Origin of the sequence: Catellatospora methionotrophica, assembly GCF_011297335.1 — a bacterium.
GTDB lineage: Bacteria > Actinomycetota > Actinomycetes > Mycobacteriales > Micromonosporaceae > Catellatospora > Catellatospora methionotrophica.
In genome coordinates this window covers 129088-148796 of record NZ_JAAOTJ010000017.1, presented here as the reverse complement: position 1 = coordinate 148796, position 19709 = coordinate 129088, and the positions used below count along the sequence as shown (strand labels likewise).

The following is a 19709-nucleotide window of genomic DNA, read 5'->3' as shown; positions in this document are numbered from 1 at the left end:
GCACCGGTTCCGTCGCCGCAGCCCCTCTAAGGTCGACGGGACGACGATGTACGCACGCCGAAAGGACGGTGGCATGTCCCACGAACCGCTCATTGTGCTGGACTCGGTGAACAAATGGTTCGGAGACCTGCACGTGCTGCGCGACGTGAGTCTCACCGTGGACCGCGGCGAGGTGGTCGTGGTGATCGGCCCGTCCGGCTCCGGCAAGTCCACGCTGTGCCGCGCCGTCAACCGGCTGGAGACGATCAACTCGGGCTCGATCCGGTTCGACGGCAAGGACCTGCCCGCCGAGGGCCGCGCGCTGGCGAAGCTGCGCAGCGAGGTCGGCATGGTCTTCCAGTCGTTCAACCTCTTCGCCCACATGAGCATCCTCGACAACGTGATGCTCGGCCCGGTCAAGGTGCGCGGCGAGAGCAAGGCCGTGGCCCGTGAGCGGGCGCTGGCGCTGCTCGACCGGGTGGGCATCGCCAACCAGGCCGACAAGCTGCCGGTGCAGCTGTCCGGCGGCCAGCAGCAGCGGGCGGCGATCGCCCGCGCGCTGGCCATGCAGCCCAAGGCCATGCTGTTCGACGAGCCCACCAGCGCGCTGGACCCGGAGATGGTCGGCGAGGTGCTGGAGGTCATGACCTCGCTGGCCAAGGAGGGCATGACCATGATCGTGGTGACCCACGAGATGGGCTTCGCGCGGGCCGCGGCCGACCGGGTCGCGTTCATGGCCGACGGCCAGCTGGTCGAGCAGGCGCCGCCGGCGGAGTTCTTCGCCAACCCGAAGAGCGAGCGGGCGCGCGACTTCCTGTCCAAGGTCCTGCAGCACTGACAGACTCCGCCGCCTCACCAGGCGGCGGCATGGAACGCCTGACGTCGCTCACGCGGCGCGCGGGCTCATAGGGAGGGACACCAATGCGCATCAAGCGTCTTGCCGCCATCGCGGCCGTCGCCGTGCTCGCGTTCGGGGCCGCCGCCTGCGGCAGCGACAGCGACACCCCGGCCACCCCGTCGGGCGAGAGCCCGCTGGTCGCGAAGGCGAAGGCCGGGCAGCTCAAGTTCGGCGTCAAGGCCGACCAGCCGGGCCTCGGCCTGCAGGCCGGAAGCGCGTACGAGGGCTTCGACATCGAGATCGCGAAGATCATCGCGAAGGGCCTGGGCGGCGACGCCGCCAAGAACACCTACGTGACCACGGTGTCGGCCAACCGTGAGCCCTTCATCCAGACGGGTCAGGTGGACATCGTCGTGGCGACGTACACCATCAACGACGACCGCAAGAAGAAGGTCAACTTCGCCGGTCCGTACTACACCGCCGGTCAGGACCTGCTGGTCAAGGCCGACTCCACGATCACCGGCACGGACGGCATCGACGGCAAGAAGGTCTGCTCGGTGACCGGCTCGACCCCGGCCAAGCGGATCAAGGAGCAGTTCCCGAAGGCGCAGCTGCAGGAGTTCGACGCGTACTCCAAGTGCGTCGAGGCGCTGAACACGGGCACCGTCGACGCGGTGACCACCGACGACATCATCCTCGCGGGCTACGCGGCGCAGTCGCAGTACGCCGGCAAGTTCAAGGTCGTCGGCAAGCCGTTCTCCTCGGAGCCCTACGGCATCGGCCTCAAGCTCGAGGACAAGGCCGGCTGCAACAAGATCAACGAGATCCTGAAGGCATCGGTCACCGACGGCTCGTACAAGGCCGCCTGGGACGCCACGCTCGGCAAGAGCGGCACCGCCGCACCGACGCTGGACGTCTCCAAGCTGACCAACTGCCCCGCCTGACACACCCCGGGTGGGACGGGCACACGCCCGTCCCACCCGTTTTCATGAGTCCGAACTTTCTGGAGGAGCGGGATGGACGTCTTCCTCGATCCGGCGAACCGGCAGGCGTACCTCGAAGGCTTCCTGACGATCCTGAAGCTGACCGGGGCGTCCGCGCTGCTGGCACTGCTGCTCGGCGTGCTGCTGGCGGCGTGCCGGGTGTCGCCGGTGCCGGTGCTGCGCGCGCTGGGCGCGGGCTGGGTGCACCTGTTCCGCAACACCCCGCTGACGCTGATCATCCTGTTCTGCTTCTTCGGCCTCTACAGCGCGGTCGGCGTGGAGTTCTCCGAGGACATCCACGTCAACAACTACTGGCTGGCGGTGACGGGCCTGTCGGCGTACACCGCCGCGTTCGTCTGCGAGGCGATCCGCTCCGGCATCAACACCGTGCCGGTCGGACAGGCCGAGGCGGCCCGCGCGCTGGGGCTGTCGTTCAGCCAGAACCTGCGCCTGATCATCCTGCCGCAGGCCCTGCGCTCGGTCGTCGCGCCGCTGGGCAGCATCCTGATCGCGCTCACCAAGAACGCCACCATCGCCGGAGTCATCGGCGTCGCCGAGGCGTCCAGCGCGATGAAGGCGCTCATCGAGAGCAACGGCGACCAGACCATCGCGATCTTCGCGGTGTTCGCGCTGACCTTCGTGGCCCTGCTGGTGCCGGTCGGCTACGCGTTCAGCGCCCTGGCCAACCGCCTGGTGGTGCGCCGATGAGCCGCACCCCGTCCCGCCGCTACGTTTTCCAGGAGGCGTGATGAGCGCGAGCGTGCTCTACGACCACCCCGGCCCGCGCGCCCGGATCCGCAACCGCGTGCTCAGCGTCGTGTTCGGCCTGCTGCTGGTCGCCGGGCTGTACGGGATCTACCGCGCGTTCGACAGCACCCAGCAGTGGACCTGGCAGAAGTGGCAGCCGTTCTTCGAGACGGTCACCGTCAACGGCCAGACCGCCAACTTCTGGACCGACTACGCCTGGCCCGGACTGCTCGGCACGCTGCAGGCGGCGGCCACCGCGATGCTGCTGGCGCTGGCGTTCGGCCTGGTGTTCAGCGTCGCACGGCTGTCCGAGCACCGCTGGATCCGGGTGCCCGCGGGTGTGGTCGTGGAGTTCTTCCGCGCCGTGCCCGTACTGCTGATGATCTTCTTCCTGTCGTTCGGCGGGTTCTGGGTCTTCGGCACGCTGATCCCGCCGTTCTGGTCGGTCGTCATCGGCCTGACCCTTTACAACGGGTCGGTGCTGGCCGAGGCCTTCCGGGCCGGGATCCGGGCCGTGCCGAGGGGGCAGTCGGAGGCGGCATACAGCCTCGGCCTGACCAAGGGCCAGGTCATGCGCATGATCCTGATCCCGCAGGCGGCGCGCAGCATGCTGCCGGTGATCGTCAGCCAGCTCGTCGTCGTGCTCAAGGACACCGCGCTCGGCTACATCGTCTCCTACCCGGAGCTGATGCTCGAGGGCAGCAAGGGCTACGCCGTGTTCACCAACGCGGTGCCGACCTTCATGGTGCTGGCGCTGATCTACATCGTGATCAACGGCCTGCTGACCCTGGTCGCCCACCTGCTCGAACGCCGCGCCAACCGCCTCGGCGTCACCACCCCCGCCACCAAGGCGGCCGCCGCCACGACCACCACCGGCCTGAGCACCGGAGGCGGCGCCTGACCGCTCCGCCGCCGGCGGTCCGCTTCCGGTGGTCCGCTTCCTGCGTCAAGATCGCTGTTTCGGGTCAGAACCTCGGGTGAGACCGTAGGTTCTGACCCGAAACAGCGATCTTCCTTGTTCCGCGGGGACGGTCAGCGGGCGATCTCGGTGGTGCGGGACTCGCGGACGACGGTGATGCGGATCTGGCCGGGGTAGGTCAGTTCTTCCTCGATCTGCTTGGCGACGTCGCGGGCCAGGACGGCGGCACCGATCTCGTCGACCTCCTCGGGGCGGACCATGACCCGGATCTCCCGGCCGGCCTGCATCGCGAAGACCTTGTCGACGCCGCTCTTGGCCCCGGCGATCTCCTCGATGCGCTCCAGCCGCTTGACGTACGCCTCCAGCGACTCCCGCCGCGCCCCCGGCCGACCGCCCGAACAGGCGTCCGACGCCTGGGTGAGGACGGCCTCGATGGTCTGCGGCTGCACCTCGTTGTGGTGCGCCTCGATCGCGTGCACGACCTCGTCGCTCTCCCCGAAGCGCCGGGCCACGTCCGCGCCGATCAGCGCGTGCGAGCCCTCGACCTCGTGGGTGAGCGCCTTGCCGATGTCGTGCAGGAACGCCGAGCGCTTGATCAGCTCCGGGTCGAGCTTCAGCTCCGAGGCCATGATCCCGGCGATGTGCGCGGTCTCGACCAGGTGCTTGAGCACGTTCTGCCCGTACGACGTCCGGTAGCGCAGCCGCCCCAGCAGGGTGACCAGTTCCGGGTGGATGTCGGTGATGCCGACCTCGACCAGTGCGTCCTCCGCAGCGCGCTGGCACATCCGCTCGACCTCGAACCGGGCGACGTCGTACACCTCCTCGATGCGGTGCGGATGGATCCGCCCGTCGAGGACCAGCTTCTCCAGGGTGAGCCGGCCGACCTCCCGGCGCACCGGGTCGAAGCAGCTCAGCAGCACCGCCTCGGGGGTGTCGTCGATGATCAGGTTGACCCCGGTGACGGTCTCGAAGGCCCGGATGTTGCGGCCCTCCCGGCCGATGATCCGGCCCTTCATCTCGTCGCTGGGCAGGTGCAGCACGCTGACCACGCTCTCGGCGGTCTGCTCGCTGGCCACCCGCTGGATCGCGTCGACCACGATGTGGCGGGCCCGGGACTCACCGGTCGACCGGGCGTCGGCCTCGATGTCGCGCACCAGCAGCGCGGCCTCGCGCTTGGCCTGATTCTCGATGGTCTCGACCAGCTCGCCCTTGGCGGCGTCGGCGGTCAGCCCGGCGACCCGCTCCAGCTCCTTGCGGCGCTGCTCCTGCGCCTGGGCCAGCTCCTGCTCCTTGGCCTGCAGGCCCAGATCCCACTTGGCCAGCTCGGCTTCGGCGGCGGCGATACGGCGGTCGCGCTCGGCGAGGCGCTCGGCCTCCTCCACGTTCTGGCGCTCGCGTTCGGCCAGCCGCTCGGCCTCGGCCGCGTGCAGCCGCTCGCGCTCGTCCAGGCGCTGCAGGCGGCGCTCGGCCTCGGCGGCCTGGTCCTTGGCGGTCGAGGTGAGCATCGCGATCTCACGCTCGCCGGTGCGCCGGGCGGTCGAGCGGACCTGCTCGGCGTCCTCCTCGGCCTGGCGGTGCGCCCGCTGCAGGACCGTGTCGGCCTCGGCGTGCGCGGCGTCCAGCACCCGCTGTGCCTCGGCGCGGGCGGTGGCCACCTCGGCCTTCGCGGCGGCGTTCTCGGCGCGGACGGCGGTGGCCTCGGCGCGGACGGAGGCCACCGAACGGCGCTCGGTCTCCAGTGCGGTCTGCGCGTCGGAGACGGAGTTCTGCAGCTCGACCAGGGTCTGGCGCTGGCGCTCGCGCTCGGCGACGGCCTCGGGGTCGTCCACGATCACGCTCAGCGGCTGACCGGTCGGGGCGGTGGGGGCGGCCAGCCGGCGTACCAGGCGCACGCCGACCGCCAGCATCCCCGCCACCATCAGCGCGAGGAGGACGATCGCCGCGAGTAGCAGCCCTTCCATCGTGGTCATGCCACTCGCCCGTCGAACTCGGTCATGGCCGCCTCCTGACGTTCCGAACCGCCGACACGGTGGTGACGGCGCGGAGGCAACCCGACCAGGCGTGCGGACCCGCCACACGATGCGCACGGCACGGCCCGGCGACACCCGCCGTAAACGCGGGCGCGACCAGCGCGCCAGAGCCCGCGAACCGCTTCAACGGCTCCGAGCTGCGACTACATGTAAGCAGCCGCAGGGGTACGGCGGCTGCGCGTGTCCTACCAGGCAAAACTGTTGTCGTACTGTTACGCGTTCTATGTTGTGTGGTTTAACACGAACTGGTTGGTGATACCTCTCCTGCGAGGCTAGGTTGCCGATGGCGGTCCGGTCAAGAACTCATGATCGGACACCAAGACGGACGCATCGCCCATTGTGTCCGGTTGTCGGGCAGGCGGTCGATGCCGAACCGTGACCTGACCGGCGAACCGGCGTTCTGCCCGGTCTGTCGCGAACCCGACCGAAGGCCGAGAAAATCACTGCTCCGGCGTGTCGAACAGATCCGGGTCGAGCAGCTCCGCCAGCTCCGCGTCCTCGGCGCTGCGAGCGGCCAGGGCGTCCTTCACGGCACGCACCGCCACCCCGCCCGGGTAGCCCTTGCGCGCCAGCGCGCCCACCACGCGGCGGAACACCGCGTCCGGCTCGCCGCGCGTCGTACGCAGCTTGCGCACCGCCAGCTCGTACGCCGTCTGGGCCTGGGTCTCGTCGTCCAGCTCGGCCAGCGCCTCGGTGATGACCTCGGCGTCGACGCCGCGCCGCCGCAGCTCCTGGCCCAGCGCGCGGGAGGCCAGCCCCTTGCCGTGATGGCGGCTGGACACCCAGGCCCGGGAGAACGCCGCATCGTCGATCATGCCGACCTCGTCGTAGCGGTCCAGCACCGCCTCGGCGACCTCGTCGGCCACGTCCTTGGCCCGCATCGCGGCGGCCAGCTCCGCCCGGGTACGCGGACGCACGGCGAGCTGGCGCAGGCAGATCTCCCGCGCCACCTCGTGCGGGTCCCGCTGGGCCTGCCGCTTCGCGGCCCGCTCGGCCCTCGGCGACCCGTCGTCGCCCGCCGGGCCGTCACCTGAAGCGGACCCGAACCGCCCCGCCGGACGGCGGGCGCTCGGCATCTCGTCCTCCGGCGGCCCCGACCAGCCTTCGGGGTCGTCGCCGGGGCGCGCGGGCCGGGCCGGGGCGGACGGCTTCGCGTCCCATCCCCGGCCGGTGCGCGCACCCCGGCGGCGTCCCACCATGACGTGTCGGCTACTCAGGCGTCGATCAGAAGTCGACCGGCGGCAGCGCCGGGCCACCAGCGGCGTCCGAGACGCTCGACTGGCCGACGCCCAGCTTCTCCAGGATCTTCTTCTCGATCTCGGCCGCGACGTCCGGGTTCTCCTTCAGGAACTCGCGCGCCTTCTCCTTGCCCTGGCCCAGCTGGTCGCCCTCGTACGTGTACCAGGCGCCCGCCTTGCGGATGATGTTCTGCTCGACGCCGACGTCGATCAGCGAACCCTCACGCGAGATGCCCTTGCCGTACATGATGTCGAACTCGGCCTGCTTGAACGGCGAGGCGACCTTGTTCTTGACCACCTTGACGCGGGTGCGGTTACCCACGACCTCGGTGCCGTCCTTCAGGCTCTCGATGCGGCGGATGTCCAGGCGCACCGAGGCGTAGAACTTCAGCGCCTTACCACCGGTGGTGGTCTCCGGGCTGCCGAACATGACGCCGATCTTCTCGCGCAGCTGGTTGATGAAGATCGCGGTGGTGTTGGAGCTGTGCAGACCACCGGTCATCTTGCGCAGCGCCTGGCTCATCAGGCGGGCCTGGAGACCGACGTGGCTGTCGCCCATCTCACCCTCGATCTCGGCGCGGGGCACCAGCGCCGCCACCGAGTCGATCACGATCAGGTCCAGCGCGCCGGAGCGAACCAGCATGTCCGCGATCTCCAGCGCCTGCTCACCGGTGTCGGGCTGCGAGACCAGCAGGGCGTCGGTGTCGACGCCGAGGTTCTTCGCGTACTCCGGGTCGAGCGCGTGCTCGGCGTCGATGATCGCCGCGATGCCGCCGTTGCGCTGCACGTTCGCGATCGCGTGCAGGGCCAGCGAGGTCTTACCGCTGGACTCCGGGCCGTAGATCTCGACGATGCGCCCGCGCGGCAGGCCGCCGATGCCCAGCGCCACGTCCAGGGCGATGGAGCCGGTGGGGATGATCGCCATCTGCACCTGCGGCCGCTCGCCGAGACGCATCACCGAGCCCTTGCCGAACTGCTTGTCGATCTGAGCGAGCGCCAGGTCGAGAGCCTTGCTCTTATCGGGGTTAGCCGCCATCTTCGTCGCCACCTCTTTTAGGGCACTGTCAGTCTTCGCAGCCTTCTTCGTCACGGTCACGCCGACACGCTAGGCGCTGGGTCCGACAAAGGCGATACGGGCACGCCGGGCCTGTGGACAACCACGGCATGCGCAAGCACTGGTTGTGGACGATAGCCGAACACGTGTACGAGCGCCATCCTGCCACGCCGTAGGTGTGCTCGCACACGCAAACCCGTCAGCGCAGGCGGCCGGGCACCCGTTCGGCGTACTGGTCGCACACGGCACGCCAGATCACGTGCACCTCCTCGCCGTCGGCCAGGGCGGTGTCGATCGTCCGCCCGCCCAGCTGCGGGAGCACCTGGTCGGCGGCGACGCTCGCGGCGTACGCCGGGCCGAAGACCTCGGTCAGCCGCTCGTAGAAGTCGGTCCGTCGCATCGGGCTAGTCTGCCACCTTCACCGCTGCCAGCGTCGACGGCCGCAGCGCCAGCGCGACCAGCGGGACCGTGGCCAACCCCGCGAGCAGAGCCAGCACGGCGTATCCGGACAGCTCCACCACGATCCCCGACAGCACCCCCGCACTCGCCCCGGCCAACCCGGTGACCAGGTCCGACAGGCCCTGCGCACGGGGCTTGACGGCGGCGGGCAGTGACGCGGTGAACAGCGTCGACCCGGCGACCATGGTGCCCGACCAGCCCAGCCCCAGCATCAGCAGCGCCGCGGTGAGCAGCGCCGTGTCGTGGCCCGCGGTCGCGGCGACCGCACACGCGATGACCAGCAGCCCCACCCCGCCGAGGATCACCTGCACCCGGCCCACCCGGTCGGTGAGCCACCCCACCACCGGCGACAGCCCGTACATCCCGGCCACGTGCATGCTCAGCACGAACCCGACGATGCGCAGCGTGTCCGGGGCGCTGTGGGTCTCCCCGATGTGCACCGGCGTCATCGCCATCACGGCGACCATGACCAGGTGGCCCAGCGCCATCGAGGCCATGCCCAGTCGCGCGGCGGGCGAGGCCAGCACCGCCCGCGCCGCCGACCCCAGCGTCTGCCGCTCAGCCGCGGGGGGCGCATCAGGCGCAGCACCGTCCCTGTCGACGGCAGTCGTGACCACCGTCTCCGTGACCACCGTCTCCGTGATCACCCCGACAGCGGGTGCGCCGGCCAGGGACACCGAGCCACCCGCCTGCGCCTTGTCTACCTGCTCGTTGATCCGCTGTGCGCTGACCGGCTGTCCGGGGACCCGCTGCTCAGCGACCAGCTGTCCAGGGACCGGCTGTCCGGTGACCGGCTGTCCGGTGACCGACGTCGACCTTCGGCCTGTCTTCGTCGAGTCCGGGTTCGGGTCGAGGGTCGAGTCCCGGTTTGGGACGAGGGCCGGGTGCGGGTCGGGGGCTGGGGGCAGGGACTGGGCTGTCAGCAGCGGGTCGGGGCGCAGGAAGACGGTGAGCAGCAGGGCGCTGATCAGGAAGGACGCGGCCGCGAAGGCGAACGGGCCGGCCAGGTCCGGAACGCCGAGCGGCGACAGCACCGAGCCCAGCGGGGCGGCGAGGTTGGGGCCGATCACCGCGCCGAAGGTGGTCGACCACACCACCAGCGACAGCTGGCGGCCGCGGCGGTGCGGCTCGGCCAGGTCGGTGGCGGCGTACCGGGACTGCAGTTTGGCCGTGCTGCCCGCGCCGAACAGGAAGAAGCCGACGAACAGCAGCGGGATCGAGTCGAGCAGCGCCGAGGCCAGCACCGCCACCGCGCCCACCGCGCCGACGAGGTAACACAGGGCCAGGCCGGGACGCCTGCCGTACCGGCTCATCAGCGTCGCGGCGGGCACGGCCAGCACCCCGCCGCCGACGACCGCCGCGCTCTGCGCCACCCCGGACAGGGCCGTGCCCGCCATCGCCCGCGTGAGCAGTGCGCCGACCGAGATGCCCATGGCCACGCCCAGGCCACTGACGACCTCGACCACCATGAGCAGCCGAATGGTCCTGACCTGCACCGCACTGCGCACAGCGACAGCAGACGTCATGAGGGGCTCCCGTGGGCGTAAGGGGCGTACACGCTTCCCCTACCTTGCCCGATCCCCCCGCCCAGCGCCGCCCCGGCCATCCCAAGATCGCCGTTTGGGGTCAGAAACTCGGGTCTGACCACATCCTCTGACCCCAAACGCCGACCTTGCCCGTGAGCCCGGGGTCAGCGGAGGTCTTCGGGCAGGAGGTCCATGAGGAGGCCGTCGTGCCAGGTGCCGTCGGGGCCCAGTTCGTAGCGGCGCATCACGCCCACCGGCTGGAAGCCGACCTTGGCGTAGCAGGCGATGGCCGCGGTGTTGTCCGCCGCGGGGTCGATGACGAGCCGGTGGTGCCCCATCTCGTGGATCAGGTGCCGGGACAGCGTGCGTACCGCGTCCGAGCCCAGGCCGCGCCCGTGCACCACGGGGTCGAGGTAGAGGTCCATACCCGCGTGGCGGTACATGGCGTCGGTCTCCTCGTGCCACTGGATGGCGCCGACGACCCGGCCCTCGTGCTCGATGGTGAGCAGTTCGAGATCGGGATCGGCCAGGTCGTCCTTGATCTCCGCGGCGAGGTCCTCGCCCTGCCACCGGACGCGGACCTCCGGCGTGGCCCGGATCGCGGCGAGGCCGTCCACATCCTCCGGACCGGCCGGCCGCAGCGTGACCCGTTCGCCGTGCAACGTCGTCATGCCGTCACCGTACGGCCCGCTCCGCCTCCCGGCTCGTGGATTACCCATGATCGACTATGGACGCGACTGGCTAGGCTCGGGCCCATGCAGATGACATGCCCGAAATGCCATGGACAGATGCGGCAGTACGAGCGCAACGGCGTCACCGTCGACCAGTGCACCGAGTGCCGCGGCATCTTCCTCGACCGTGGCGAGCTGGAGCGGCTGACCGCGGCGGAGAACGCCTGGCACGGCGGCCAGCAGCCCAGCGGCCAGCAGCACTCCGCCCCGCCTCCCCCGCAGCAGCACGGCTACCCCGACCCGTCGTACGCCCGCCACGACCAGCGCCACTACGACGACCACGGCCACCACAAGAAGCACAAGAAGCACAACGAGTCCTTCTTCGAGGACCTCTTCGGCTGACCCACCCGCGAGCGGGCCACCCCGGCCCGCTCGCCCACCCCGACTCCCGCCTCACATCCCATAGACGCTGGCCTATTACATCGATTATTCGTAGATCAAACTCGATGTAATAGGCCAGCGTCTATGCAAAACGGACCCGAACCCGGCCAACGCCGCCTTGACCCGTTCCGCTTCGCTCGCCCCGCACCGGCTCAGCGCAGCACCGCCCCCGTTGACGGCAGTACAGCGGCGGCCACCGCCTCAGCCAGCGGCTCGACCTCGTCGGCGCTCAGCGACGCGATGGTGATCCGGATCCCCGGTCCCGTCGCGGTCCGGTAGACGTGCCCCGGCACCACCGCGTACCCCGCGTCGCGCAGCGCGGTCACCGCCCCTGTCTCGTCGGGCACCGGCACCCACACGTTGATCCCGGTCCGCCCCCGCGCGGCGACCCCCCGCCGCCGCAGCGCCTCGACCAGTCCGTCGCGACGATCGTCGTACACCCGCCCGGCCTCGGCCACCGCCCGCTCCGCCGCCGGGTCCCGCCACAGCCCGAGCAGCGTCCGCTGGAGCAGCCCGGAAACCCACCCCGGCCCGAGCCGCGCCCGCCCCGCCACCCGCGACACCGTCTCCGGGTCGCCCGCGATCACCGCGCACCGCAGGTCGGGCCCGTACGGCTTGCTCGCGCTGCGCACGAACGCCCAGTGCTCCCCGCCCGCCACCGGATGGGACGGCACCGCGGCCAGCTCACCCGCGTGGTCGTCCTCGATCACGAACACGTCCCGCAGCAGTGGCCGCAGCTCCCGTGCCCGCTGCTCGCCGACCGCCGCGCCCGTCGGGTTCTGCGCCCGCGTCGTGATCACCGCCGCTCGTACGCCCGCCGCCACGGCCGCCCGCACCCCCTCCGGCAGCGGCCCCTGCTCGTCGACCGGCATCGAGACCGGCACCAGCCCGAGCGCCGCGATCAGGTGCAGCAGCGCACCCCACCCCGGATCCTCGACCGCCACCCGGTCCCCGGCCCGCAACCGCGCCCCGAGCAGCCGGTCGATACCGTCCAAAGCCCCACCCACCACGGTGTACGCCGCACCGTCCGGCAGCGCGGGCAGCCGGGTCCGGGCGTGCTCGATCAGTTCGGGCAGCGGCCCGGCGTCGGCATACCGCAACGGGGCCGCGCCCGCGTCGATCGCGTCGGCGACCTGCCGCAGCACCGGGGCGAGGTCGGGTAGCAGGGCCGGGTTCGGCTCGCCGTCGGACAGGTCCCGGATGCCCGCAGGCAGCGGCACGGCGCGGGCCGCCGGGCCGGTCGCGATCGGCGTGACGGGGCGCACGCGGGTGCCGTGGCGGCCCGCCGTGAGCACGATGCCCCGGTCACGTAGCCGCTGGTAGGCGGCCGCGACGGTGGCCGGGCTGACGGACAGTTCCTCGGCCAGGGCCCGCACGCTGGGCAGCGCGTCGCCGGGCGCGAGCGCGCCGCGGCGTACGCCCTCCTCCACGCAGGTCGCGATCGCCGTTGCCGTGCCCCCGGTGATCGGATATCGTACTGTCACAAAGCCAAGTATGTACTAGTACATTATTCGAGTCAAGGAGGCGGGCGTGACCACCTACCCGCAGACCCCGCGCACCACCGCGCTGCGGATGCGCGAGCGCATGTCCTACGAGCGCGACGCCGCGCACGCGATCCTCGACGAAGCCTGGCACTGCACCCTGTCCTTCGTGCTCGACGGCGAGCCCCGCGCCCTGCCCACCCTGCACGTACGCGTGGGCGACACGCTCTACCTGCACGGCTCCAGCGGCGGCCGGATGGGCCTGCAGGCGCGCACCGGGCTGCGCGTGGCCGCCTGTGTGACCCACCTGGACGGCCTGGTGCTGGCTCGCTCGCAGTTCCACCACAGCGCCAACTACCGCTCGGTCATCGCCCACGGCACCGCCACCCTGGTCACCGACGAGCAGGAGAAGCTGCGCGTGTTCACCGCGCTGGCCGAGAAGATCGGCGAGGGCCACGCCGCCCGCACCCGCCCGCCGTCGGCCAAGGAGCTGGCCCAGACGGCGCTGCTCGCACTCCCCCTCGACGAGGTGTCCGTGCGCGCCCGCACCGGCACCGCGGGCGACGACGAGGAGGACCTGTCCCTGCCGTACTGGGCGGGCGTGCTGCCGTTGCGGGTCACCGCCGGCGCGGCCGAACCCGCGCCCGGCGTCACCGTGCCCGCACCCGCCTACCTGCGCACCGACCGCACCCCGTGGCACGAGCCGGTGGTGCTGCGCGGCGCGGTGGTCACCCTGGAGCCGCTGGACATGTCCCACGTCGACGGCCTGTACGCCGCCGCCGGCAACGACGAGGAGGTGTGGCGCTGGCTGTACAAGCCCGCTCCGCGCAGCCGTGCGGAGATGGCCGCCGTCGTCTCGGACGCCCTGGCCATGCAGGCCCGCGGCGAGCGGGTCCCGTGGGTGCAGCGCGCCACCGCCACCGGCGAGATCCTCGGCACCACGTCGTACTACGCCATCGACACCGTGCAGCGCCAGCTCGGCATCGGCCACACCTTCCTGGGCCGCCAGGCCTGGCGCACCGGCGTGAACAGCGAGTCCAAGCTGCTCCTGCTGACCCGCGCCTTCGACGTCCTCGGCGCCGAACGCGTCGAATGGCACACCCACAGCAAGAACCACCGCTCCCAGGCCGCCATCGCCCGCCTCGGCGCCGTCCGCGAGGGCCTGACCCGCCACCACCGCATGCACCACGACGGCCAGTGGCGCGACACCGTCACCTTCTCCATGCTCGCCGCCGAGTGGCCCGCCGCCCGCACCCGCCTGACCTCACGGGGACACCCGGTGACGTAGCGGCCGGGCCGTGACGCAGGGCACGTTCGCGGTGTCCTGTCGGCTGAGGCAGCGGGCAGGTCCGGCGGGCGAAGATGTAAGGCATGCTCGGCGTTACGGACCTGTACACCTTCGTCCTCGGCACGATCGCGATCGTGCTCCTGCCCGGCCCGAACTCGCTGTACGTGCTCGCCGTCGCGGCCCGGCGCGGGGTGCGTCAGGGCTACCGCGGGGCGATGGGCGTCTTCTGCGGCGACGGCGTGCTCATGCTGGTGTCCGCGGCGGGTATGGCGTCCCTGCTGCGAGCCGTGCCCGCGCTGTTCATGGTCGTCAAGTACGCCGGTGCCGCCTACCTGGGCTTCGTCGGCGTGAAGATGCTGGTCGGCGCGATCCGCGCCTGGCGGGACCGGTCGTCGGGCCGGGTCGCGGCGAGTACGCCCGAACCCGCGCCCAGGACCGAGGACGCGTTCCGGCGGGCGTTCACGATCAGCCTGATGAACCCGAAGGCGATCCTGTTCTTCCTGTCGTTCTTCATCCAGTTCGTCGACCCGGGGTACGCGTACCCCGCCGTGTCGTTCCTGCTGCTGGCGATCATCGTGCAGATCTGCAGCGCGCTCTACCTCAGCGCGCTGATCTTCAGCGGCAACCGGCTGGCCGCCGCGTTCCGCACCCGGCGCAAGCTCGCCGCGGCGGGCTCCAGCGCCATCGGCGCCCTGTTCGTCGGCTTCGGCATCAAACTGGCCACCTCCTCGCTGAGCTGACCCCGCCCACCACTCGTGCGGCGGGCCGCTCGCGCCGCATACCCCAAAAAAGACGTTGGCCTATCGGGATGAAAATTCGGTGATCGAACTCATCCAGATAGGCCAACGTCTATGAGAAGGCCGGGGTCGACGGTCATAAAAAACGGCGGTCGGCGGGTGGCCGGTCGCGCGTCGGCGGGTCGGGATGGCGTCAGGCGACGGCCGGCTCCGGGATGAGCAGGTCGTGGCGGCCGAGGTCGCGGATGATGTCGTTGACCACCCACACGTCCACGTGCGCGGGGCGGGCGTGGGTGTGCGGGTGCCGGGCGTCGCGGTTGCGGACCACGAAGTAGTGCACGGCGGCCCGTACGCGGGCCCGGTCGACGGCGCTGGCGCGCACCGTGTCGCGGATCAGCTGGCGCAGGTGCGCCGCGATGCGCTCGGCCAGGGCCAGTTCGTGGCCGGAGTGCTGCGTCGTCGGGGACTGGCCTGCCTGCAGCCGGGCGAGGTGCCCGTCGAGCTGCCGCAGCAGGACGTCCGATTCGTGGCGGCTGTTCTTCCTGTCGACTGCCGGTGTGGTCTGTCGTTCGGTCATGCCTACCCTCCGCACACCGTGTTCGATGGACTACTCATCGTGAGCAAGACCGTACGCGATTCGGGCGCATCCGGGCAAGACTCCCCACGAAACCGTCTCATCCACCGGACCTACCCCTGCGGGGAGTGTGGTTAACGCCTCACCTGCGCCATCACCCGTACGAGACCGCGTACGTGTGCCAGGCGATTGTCGGTGGTGAGGGGCAGGATGGGCGTTGATGAACACGCCCGCCGCCCCGTTCGGCCCTGCCACGCAGGCCTGGTTCGACGCGGCCTTCGCCGCCCCCACCCCGGCCCAGGCGGGCGCGTGGAGAGCCGTCAGCGCGGGCGACCACGCCCTGGTGGTGGCCCCGACCGGCTCCGGAAAGACCCTCGCCGCGTTCCTGTGGGCGCTGGACCGCCTCGCCCACGAGCCGCTGCCCGAGGACCCCACCCGGCGCTGCCGCGTGCTGTACGTCAGCCCGCTCAAGGCCCTGGCCGTCGACGTGGAACGCAACCTGCGCACCCCGCTCACCGGCATCCGCCACGCGGCGACGCGGCTCGGCCTCAAAGAACCGGACATCACGGTCGGCATGCGTACGGGTGACACCCCGGCGGACGAACGACGCACCTTCAACCGCCGCCCGCCCGACATCCTGATCACCACGCCCGAGTCGCTGTTCCTGCTGCTCACCTCGCAGGCACGGGAGTCACTGCGGGGCGTGGAGACGGTGATCGTCGACGAGGTGCACGCGGTCACCGGCACCAAACGCGGCGCGCACCTGGCCCTGTCGCTGGAGCGCCTGGACGCGCTGCTGGCCAAGCCCGCGCAGCGCATCGGCCTGTCCGCGACCGTCGAACCCGTGGAGGCTGCGGCGCAGTTCCTCGGCGGGGCCGCACCGGTGCGGGTGGTGCAGCCGAAGTCCGCCAAGACCATCGAGGTCAGCGTCGAGGTCCCGGTCGAGGACATGACCGCGCTCGACGAGGGGCGGCCCGACGACGAGGGCCCGCGCCGGGCCTCGATCTGGCCCGCCGTCGAGGAGCGGGTGTTCGAGCTGATCGGCGAGCACCGCAGCACGATCGTGTTCACCAACTCCCGCCGCGGCGCGGAGCGCCTGTGTGCCCGGCTCAACGAGCTGGCGGCCGAGCGGCTGGTCACGGCGGTGCCGCCACCCGCGCAGATCATGGCCCAGTCCGGCGCGGCGTACGGCGCGGCCCCGCAGATCGCCCGCGCACACCACGGTTCGGTCTCAAAGGAGGAGCGCAAGCAGATCGAGGAGGAGCTCAAGTCCGGGCGGCTGCCCGCCGTGGTGGCCACCTCCAGCCTCGAACTCGGCATCGACATGGGCGCGGTCGACCTGGTCGTGCAGGTCGGCGCACCGCCGAGCGTGGCCTCGGGGCTGCAGCGGGTCGGCCGGGCCGGGCACCAGGTCGGCGCGGTCTCGCGCGGGGTGGTGTTCCCGACGCACCGTGGCGACCTGCTGTCCTGTGCGGTGGTCGCGACCCGGATGAGTGCGGGCCGGCTGGAGCCGCTGGCCTTCCCGACCAGCCCCCTGGACGTGCTGGCGCAGCACATCGTGGCGATGACGGCGCTGGACGAGTGGACCGTCGCCGAGCTGTCCACGCTGGTGCGCCGGGCCGCGCCGTTCGCGGCGCTGCCCGAGTCGGCGCTGCACGCGGTGCTGGACATGCTGGCCGGGCGCTACCCGTCGACGGCCTTCGCCGAGCTGCGCCCGCGCATCGTCTGGGACCGCGCCGCCGACAAGCTCACCGGCCGCCCCGGCAACCAGCGCCTGGCCGTCACCTCCGGCGGCACCATCCCCGACCGGGGCCTGTTCGGCGTGTTCCTGGCCGGGTCCGAGAAGGCCTCGCGGGTCGGCGAGCTGGACGAGGAGATGGTGTACGAGTCCCGCGTCGGCGACGTGTTCGCGCTCGGCACCAGCTCGTGGCGCATCGAGGACATCACGCCCGACCGGGTGCTGGTCTCCCCCGCGCCCGGCCAGCCCGCGCGGCTGCCGTTCTGGAAGGGCGACCAGGCCGGTCGGCCCGTCGCGCTCGGCAAGGCGCTGGGGGCGTTCCTGCGCAACCCGACCGGCATGGAGAACCTCGACCCGGCCGCCGTCGCGAACCTGACGGCATACCTGGAGGAGCAGCGGGCGGCGACCCGGCACCTGCCCGACGACCGGACCGTGCTGGTCGAGCGCTTCCGCGACGAGCTCGGCGACTGGCGCATCGTGCTGCACAACGTGCTCGGGGCGCCGGTCAACGCGCCGTGGGCGCTGGCCATCGGGCAGCGGCTGCGCGAGCGGTACGGCGTGGACGCGCAGGTGCACGCCGCTGACGACGGCATCGTGGTCCGGCTGCCGGAGACCGCCGAGGAGCCGCCGGGCGCGGACCTGTTCGCCTTCGACGCCGACGAGATCGAGCCGCTGGTCGCCGAGACGGTCGGCGGCTCGGCGCTGTTCGCGTCCCGGTTCCGCGAGTGCGCGGCCCGCTCGCTGCTGCTGCCCCGGCGCGACCCGGGCCGCCGCCAGCCGCTGTGGCAGCAGCGCCAGCGCGCCGCCCAGCTGCTCGACGTCGCCCGCGAGTATCCGGACTTCCCGGTGACCCTGGAGGCTGCGCGGGAGTGCCTGCGCGACGTGTTCGACCTGCCGTCGCTGGCCGCGATGATGCGCGACATCGCCTCCCGCAAGATCCGCATGATCGAGGTGTCGACCCCGCAGCCGTCCCCGTTCGCCCGCTCGCTGCTGTTCGGCTACGTCGGCGCGTTCCTGTACGGCGAGGACACCCCGCTGGCCGAGCGCCGCGCCGCCGCGCTGGCCCTGGACCCGACGCTGCTCGGCGAGCTGCTGGGCCGGGTGGAGCTGCGCGAACTGCTCGACCCGGAGGTCATCGAGGCGACGGCGCTGCGCCTGCGCTGGACCGACCGGCGGGTGCGCGACGCCGAGGACACCGTCGAGATGCTGCGGCAGCTCGGCGACCTGGCCCCGGACGAGCTGGCCGAGCGCGGCGTGGAGCCCGGCTGGCTGGACGAGCTGGCCCGCACCGGCCGCGTCCTGGCGGTCCGGGTCGCCGGGCAGGAGCGCTACATCATCGCCGAGGACGCGGGCCGCTACCGGGACGCGCTCGGCGTGGCCCTGCCGCCGGGGCTGCCCGCCGCGTACACCGCCGCCGTCGCCGACCCGCTGCTGGACCTGATCAGCCGGTACGCCCGCACCCACGGCCCGTTCCGGGCCGACGACACGGCGATCCGGTTCGGGCTGGGCGTGGCGGTCGTCGAGCACACGCTGCGGCGGCTTTCCGCGTCGGGGCGGCTGGTGCAGGGCGAGTTCACGGCGTCCTCGGACGGCGGGTTCATCGAGTGGTGCGACGCGGAGGTGCTGCGTACGCTGCGGCGGCGCAGCCTGGCCGCGCTGCGCAAGGAGATCGAGCCGGTGCCGCCGGAGGTGCTGGGCCGCTTCCTGCCCGCCTGGCAGCACATCGGGCGGCGCAGCGAGGGCGTCGACGCGGTCGCCGCCGCCATCGACCAGATCCAGGGCGTGCCGGTGCCCGCCTCCGCGCTGGAGCGGCTGGTGCTGCCCGCCCGGGTCGCCGACTACCGGCCTTCCTACCTGGACGAGCTGTGCGCCACCGGGGAGGTCGTCTGGGCGGGCGCGGGGCAGATCGGCGGCAACGACGGCTGGGTCGTGCTGGCCTTCGCCGACGCCGCTCCCCTGCTGCTGCCGCCGCCCACCGAACTCGCCCAGACCGGCGTACACGAGGCGCTGCTGGCCGCGCTGGGCGGCGGCGCGCTGTTCTTCCGGCAGCTCGCCGACCAGGTCGAGGCCGAGCACGACGACCTGCTCTCCGCGCTGTGGGACCTGGTCTGGGCGGGGCTGGTCGGCAACGACACGCTCGCCCCGATCCGGGCCCGGCTGTCCGGCGGCGGGGCACACCGGGCCAAGCCCGCGCCGGGCCGGGCCCGCTACCGGCGGCCCAGCCTCACCGGAGGGCGCTCGCTGTCCGCCGCTCGCGGCCCGGCGCACCTGCCCGCCGCGGCGGGGCGCTGGCACGCGCTCGGCGAGCGCGACACCGACCCCACCGCGCGTGCCGCCGCCCTGGCCGACGCGCTGCTGGAGCGCTACGGCGTGGTGATCCGGGGCGCGGTCGCCGCCGAGAACCAGCCCGGCGGGTTCGCCGCGGTCTACCCGGTGCTGTCCGCGCTGGAGGACCGGGGCGCGGCCCGGCGCGGCTACTTCGTGGAGGGCCTGGGCGCCGCCCAGTTCGCGCTGCCGGGGGCCGTCGACCGGCTGCGCGGCTACGCCGACCTGCGCGACGGCACGCACCGTGCGCTGGTGCTGGCCGCCACCGACCCCGCGAATCCGTACGGCGCGGCGCTGCCCTGGCCGCACAACACCGAGGGCCACCGCCCCGGCCGCAAGGCAGGCGCGCTGGTCGTCCTCGTCGACGGAGCCCTCGCCCTGTACGTCGAGCGCGGCGGGCGGACCCTGCTGTCCTTCAGTGACGACGAGACCGTCATGGCGGCCGCCGCGGCGTCGCTGACCGAGGCGGTGACCAGCGGGGCGCTCGGGCCGCTGACCGTGGAGAAAGCCGACGGCGAGTCCGTCACCGGCAGCCCGCTCGGCGCGGCGCTGGAGGCGGCCGGGTTCCGGATCACTCCCCGTGGCCTGCGGTTACGCGGCTGAGCGCGGTCCGGCCAGGCGGCTATCAGGGAAAGACCAGGGAAACCGTTGTCGGATTCGCGCTGGCGGGTCGCGCCGCGC

At 72.1% G+C, this 19709-nt stretch carries 16 protein-coding genes; 8 read left to right on the top strand and 8 right to left on the bottom strand.

Annotated elements, in window-relative coordinates:
* Positions 1–73: 73 nt before the first annotated feature.
* From HAV40_RS29565 to HAV40_RS29550, 4 genes are all read left to right on the top strand, one after another.
* The gene (locus HAV40_RS29565) at positions 74–817 is read left to right on the top strand and encodes an amino acid ABC transporter ATP-binding protein (RefSeq protein WP_166386976.1); all 744 of its coding nucleotides are present in this window, start codon (positions 74–76) and stop codon (positions 815–817) included.
* An 83-nt stretch (positions 818–900) separates the two neighbouring features.
* On the top strand, positions 901–1761 hold the full coding sequence (locus tag HAV40_RS29560; RefSeq protein ID WP_166386974.1) for a glutamate ABC transporter substrate-binding protein: 861 nt from the start codon (positions 901–903) through the stop codon (positions 1759–1761).
* Positions 1762–1833: 72 nt separating this feature from the next.
* Positions 1834–2508, top strand: a complete 675-nt coding sequence (locus tag HAV40_RS29555) for an amino acid ABC transporter permease (protein ID WP_166386972.1) — start codon at positions 1834–1836, stop codon at positions 2506–2508.
* Between the two features lie 37 nt (positions 2509–2545).
* A complete protein-coding gene (locus HAV40_RS29550) occupies positions 2546–3448 on the top strand; it encodes an amino acid ABC transporter permease (RefSeq protein ID WP_166386970.1) in 903 nt (300 codons plus the stop codon).
* 131 nt (positions 3449–3579) lie between these two features.
* Here the strand turns inward: HAV40_RS29550 and rny are convergent, their stop codons facing one another.
* The 6 genes from rny to HAV40_RS29520 form a co-directional block, all read right to left on the bottom strand.
* Positions 3580–5436, bottom strand: coding sequence for a ribonuclease Y (gene rny, locus HAV40_RS29545; protein WP_166386968.1), 1857 nt, complete (start codon positions 5434–5436; stop codon positions 3580–3582).
* 500 nt (positions 5437–5936) lie between these two features.
* A complete protein-coding gene (locus HAV40_RS29540) occupies positions 5937–6695 on the bottom strand; it encodes a regulatory protein RecX (protein ID WP_166386966.1) in 759 nt (252 codons plus the stop codon).
* A 25-nt stretch (positions 6696–6720) separates the two neighbouring features.
* Positions 6721–7770: a recombinase RecA gene (gene recA / locus HAV40_RS29535; protein WP_120321744.1), complete on the bottom strand. Its 1050-nt coding sequence runs from the start codon at positions 7768–7770 to the stop codon at positions 6721–6723.
* A gap of 217 nt (positions 7771–7987) precedes the next feature.
* Complete coding sequence (locus HAV40_RS29530; protein ID WP_120318595.1) at positions 7988–8188, bottom strand: DUF3046 domain-containing protein; 201 nt, start codon at positions 8186–8188, stop codon at positions 7988–7990.
* A 4-nt stretch (positions 8189–8192) separates the two neighbouring features.
* A complete protein-coding gene (locus tag HAV40_RS29525; protein ID WP_166386964.1) occupies positions 8193–9773 on the bottom strand; it encodes an MFS transporter in 1581 nt (526 codons plus the stop codon).
* Positions 9774–9937: 164 nt separating this feature from the next.
* Positions 9938–10444: a GNAT family N-acetyltransferase gene (locus tag HAV40_RS29520; RefSeq protein WP_166386962.1), complete on the bottom strand. Its 507-nt coding sequence runs from the start codon at positions 10442–10444 to the stop codon at positions 9938–9940.
* A gap of 84 nt (positions 10445–10528) precedes the next feature.
* On the opposite strand from HAV40_RS29520, the gene HAV40_RS29515 reads away from it, so the two are divergent.
* Positions 10529–10846 carry a TFIIB-type zinc ribbon-containing protein gene (locus HAV40_RS29515; RefSeq protein ID WP_166386960.1) on the top strand — a complete coding sequence of 106 codons (318 nt, stop codon included), beginning with the start codon at positions 10529–10531 and terminating at the stop codon, positions 10844–10846.
* Between the two features lie 191 nt (positions 10847–11037).
* On the opposite strand, the gene HAV40_RS29510 is transcribed toward HAV40_RS29515, so the two are convergent.
* The gene (locus HAV40_RS29510) at positions 11038–12369 is read right to left on the bottom strand and encodes an aminotransferase class I/II-fold pyridoxal phosphate-dependent enzyme (protein WP_166386958.1); all 1332 of its coding nucleotides are present in this window, start codon (positions 12367–12369) and stop codon (positions 11038–11040) included.
* Positions 12370–12457: 88 nt separating this feature from the next.
* Here HAV40_RS29510 and HAV40_RS29505 point away from each other — a divergent pair, with 88 nt between their 5' ends.
* The gene (locus HAV40_RS29505) at positions 12458–13654 is read left to right on the top strand and encodes a bifunctional pyridoxamine 5'-phosphate oxidase family protein/GNAT family N-acetyltransferase (protein ID WP_166387024.1); all 1197 of its coding nucleotides are present in this window, start codon (positions 12458–12460) and stop codon (positions 13652–13654) included.
* An 83-nt stretch (positions 13655–13737) separates the two neighbouring features.
* Complete coding sequence (gene leuE, locus HAV40_RS29500; protein WP_166386956.1) at positions 13738–14394, top strand: leucine efflux protein LeuE; 657 nt, start codon at positions 13738–13740, stop codon at positions 14392–14394.
* Between the two features lie 190 nt (positions 14395–14584).
* On the opposite strand, the gene HAV40_RS29495 is transcribed toward leuE, so the two are convergent.
* Complete coding sequence (locus tag HAV40_RS29495; RefSeq protein WP_166386954.1) at positions 14585–14968, bottom strand: hypothetical protein; 384 nt, start codon at positions 14966–14968, stop codon at positions 14585–14587.
* A gap of 217 nt (positions 14969–15185) precedes the next feature.
* Between HAV40_RS29495 and HAV40_RS29490 the strand changes: the two genes are divergently transcribed.
* Positions 15186–19631, top strand: coding sequence for an ATP-dependent helicase (locus tag HAV40_RS29490; RefSeq protein ID WP_166386952.1), 4446 nt, complete (start codon positions 15186–15188; stop codon positions 19629–19631).
* Positions 19632–19709: the final 78 nt, after the last annotated feature.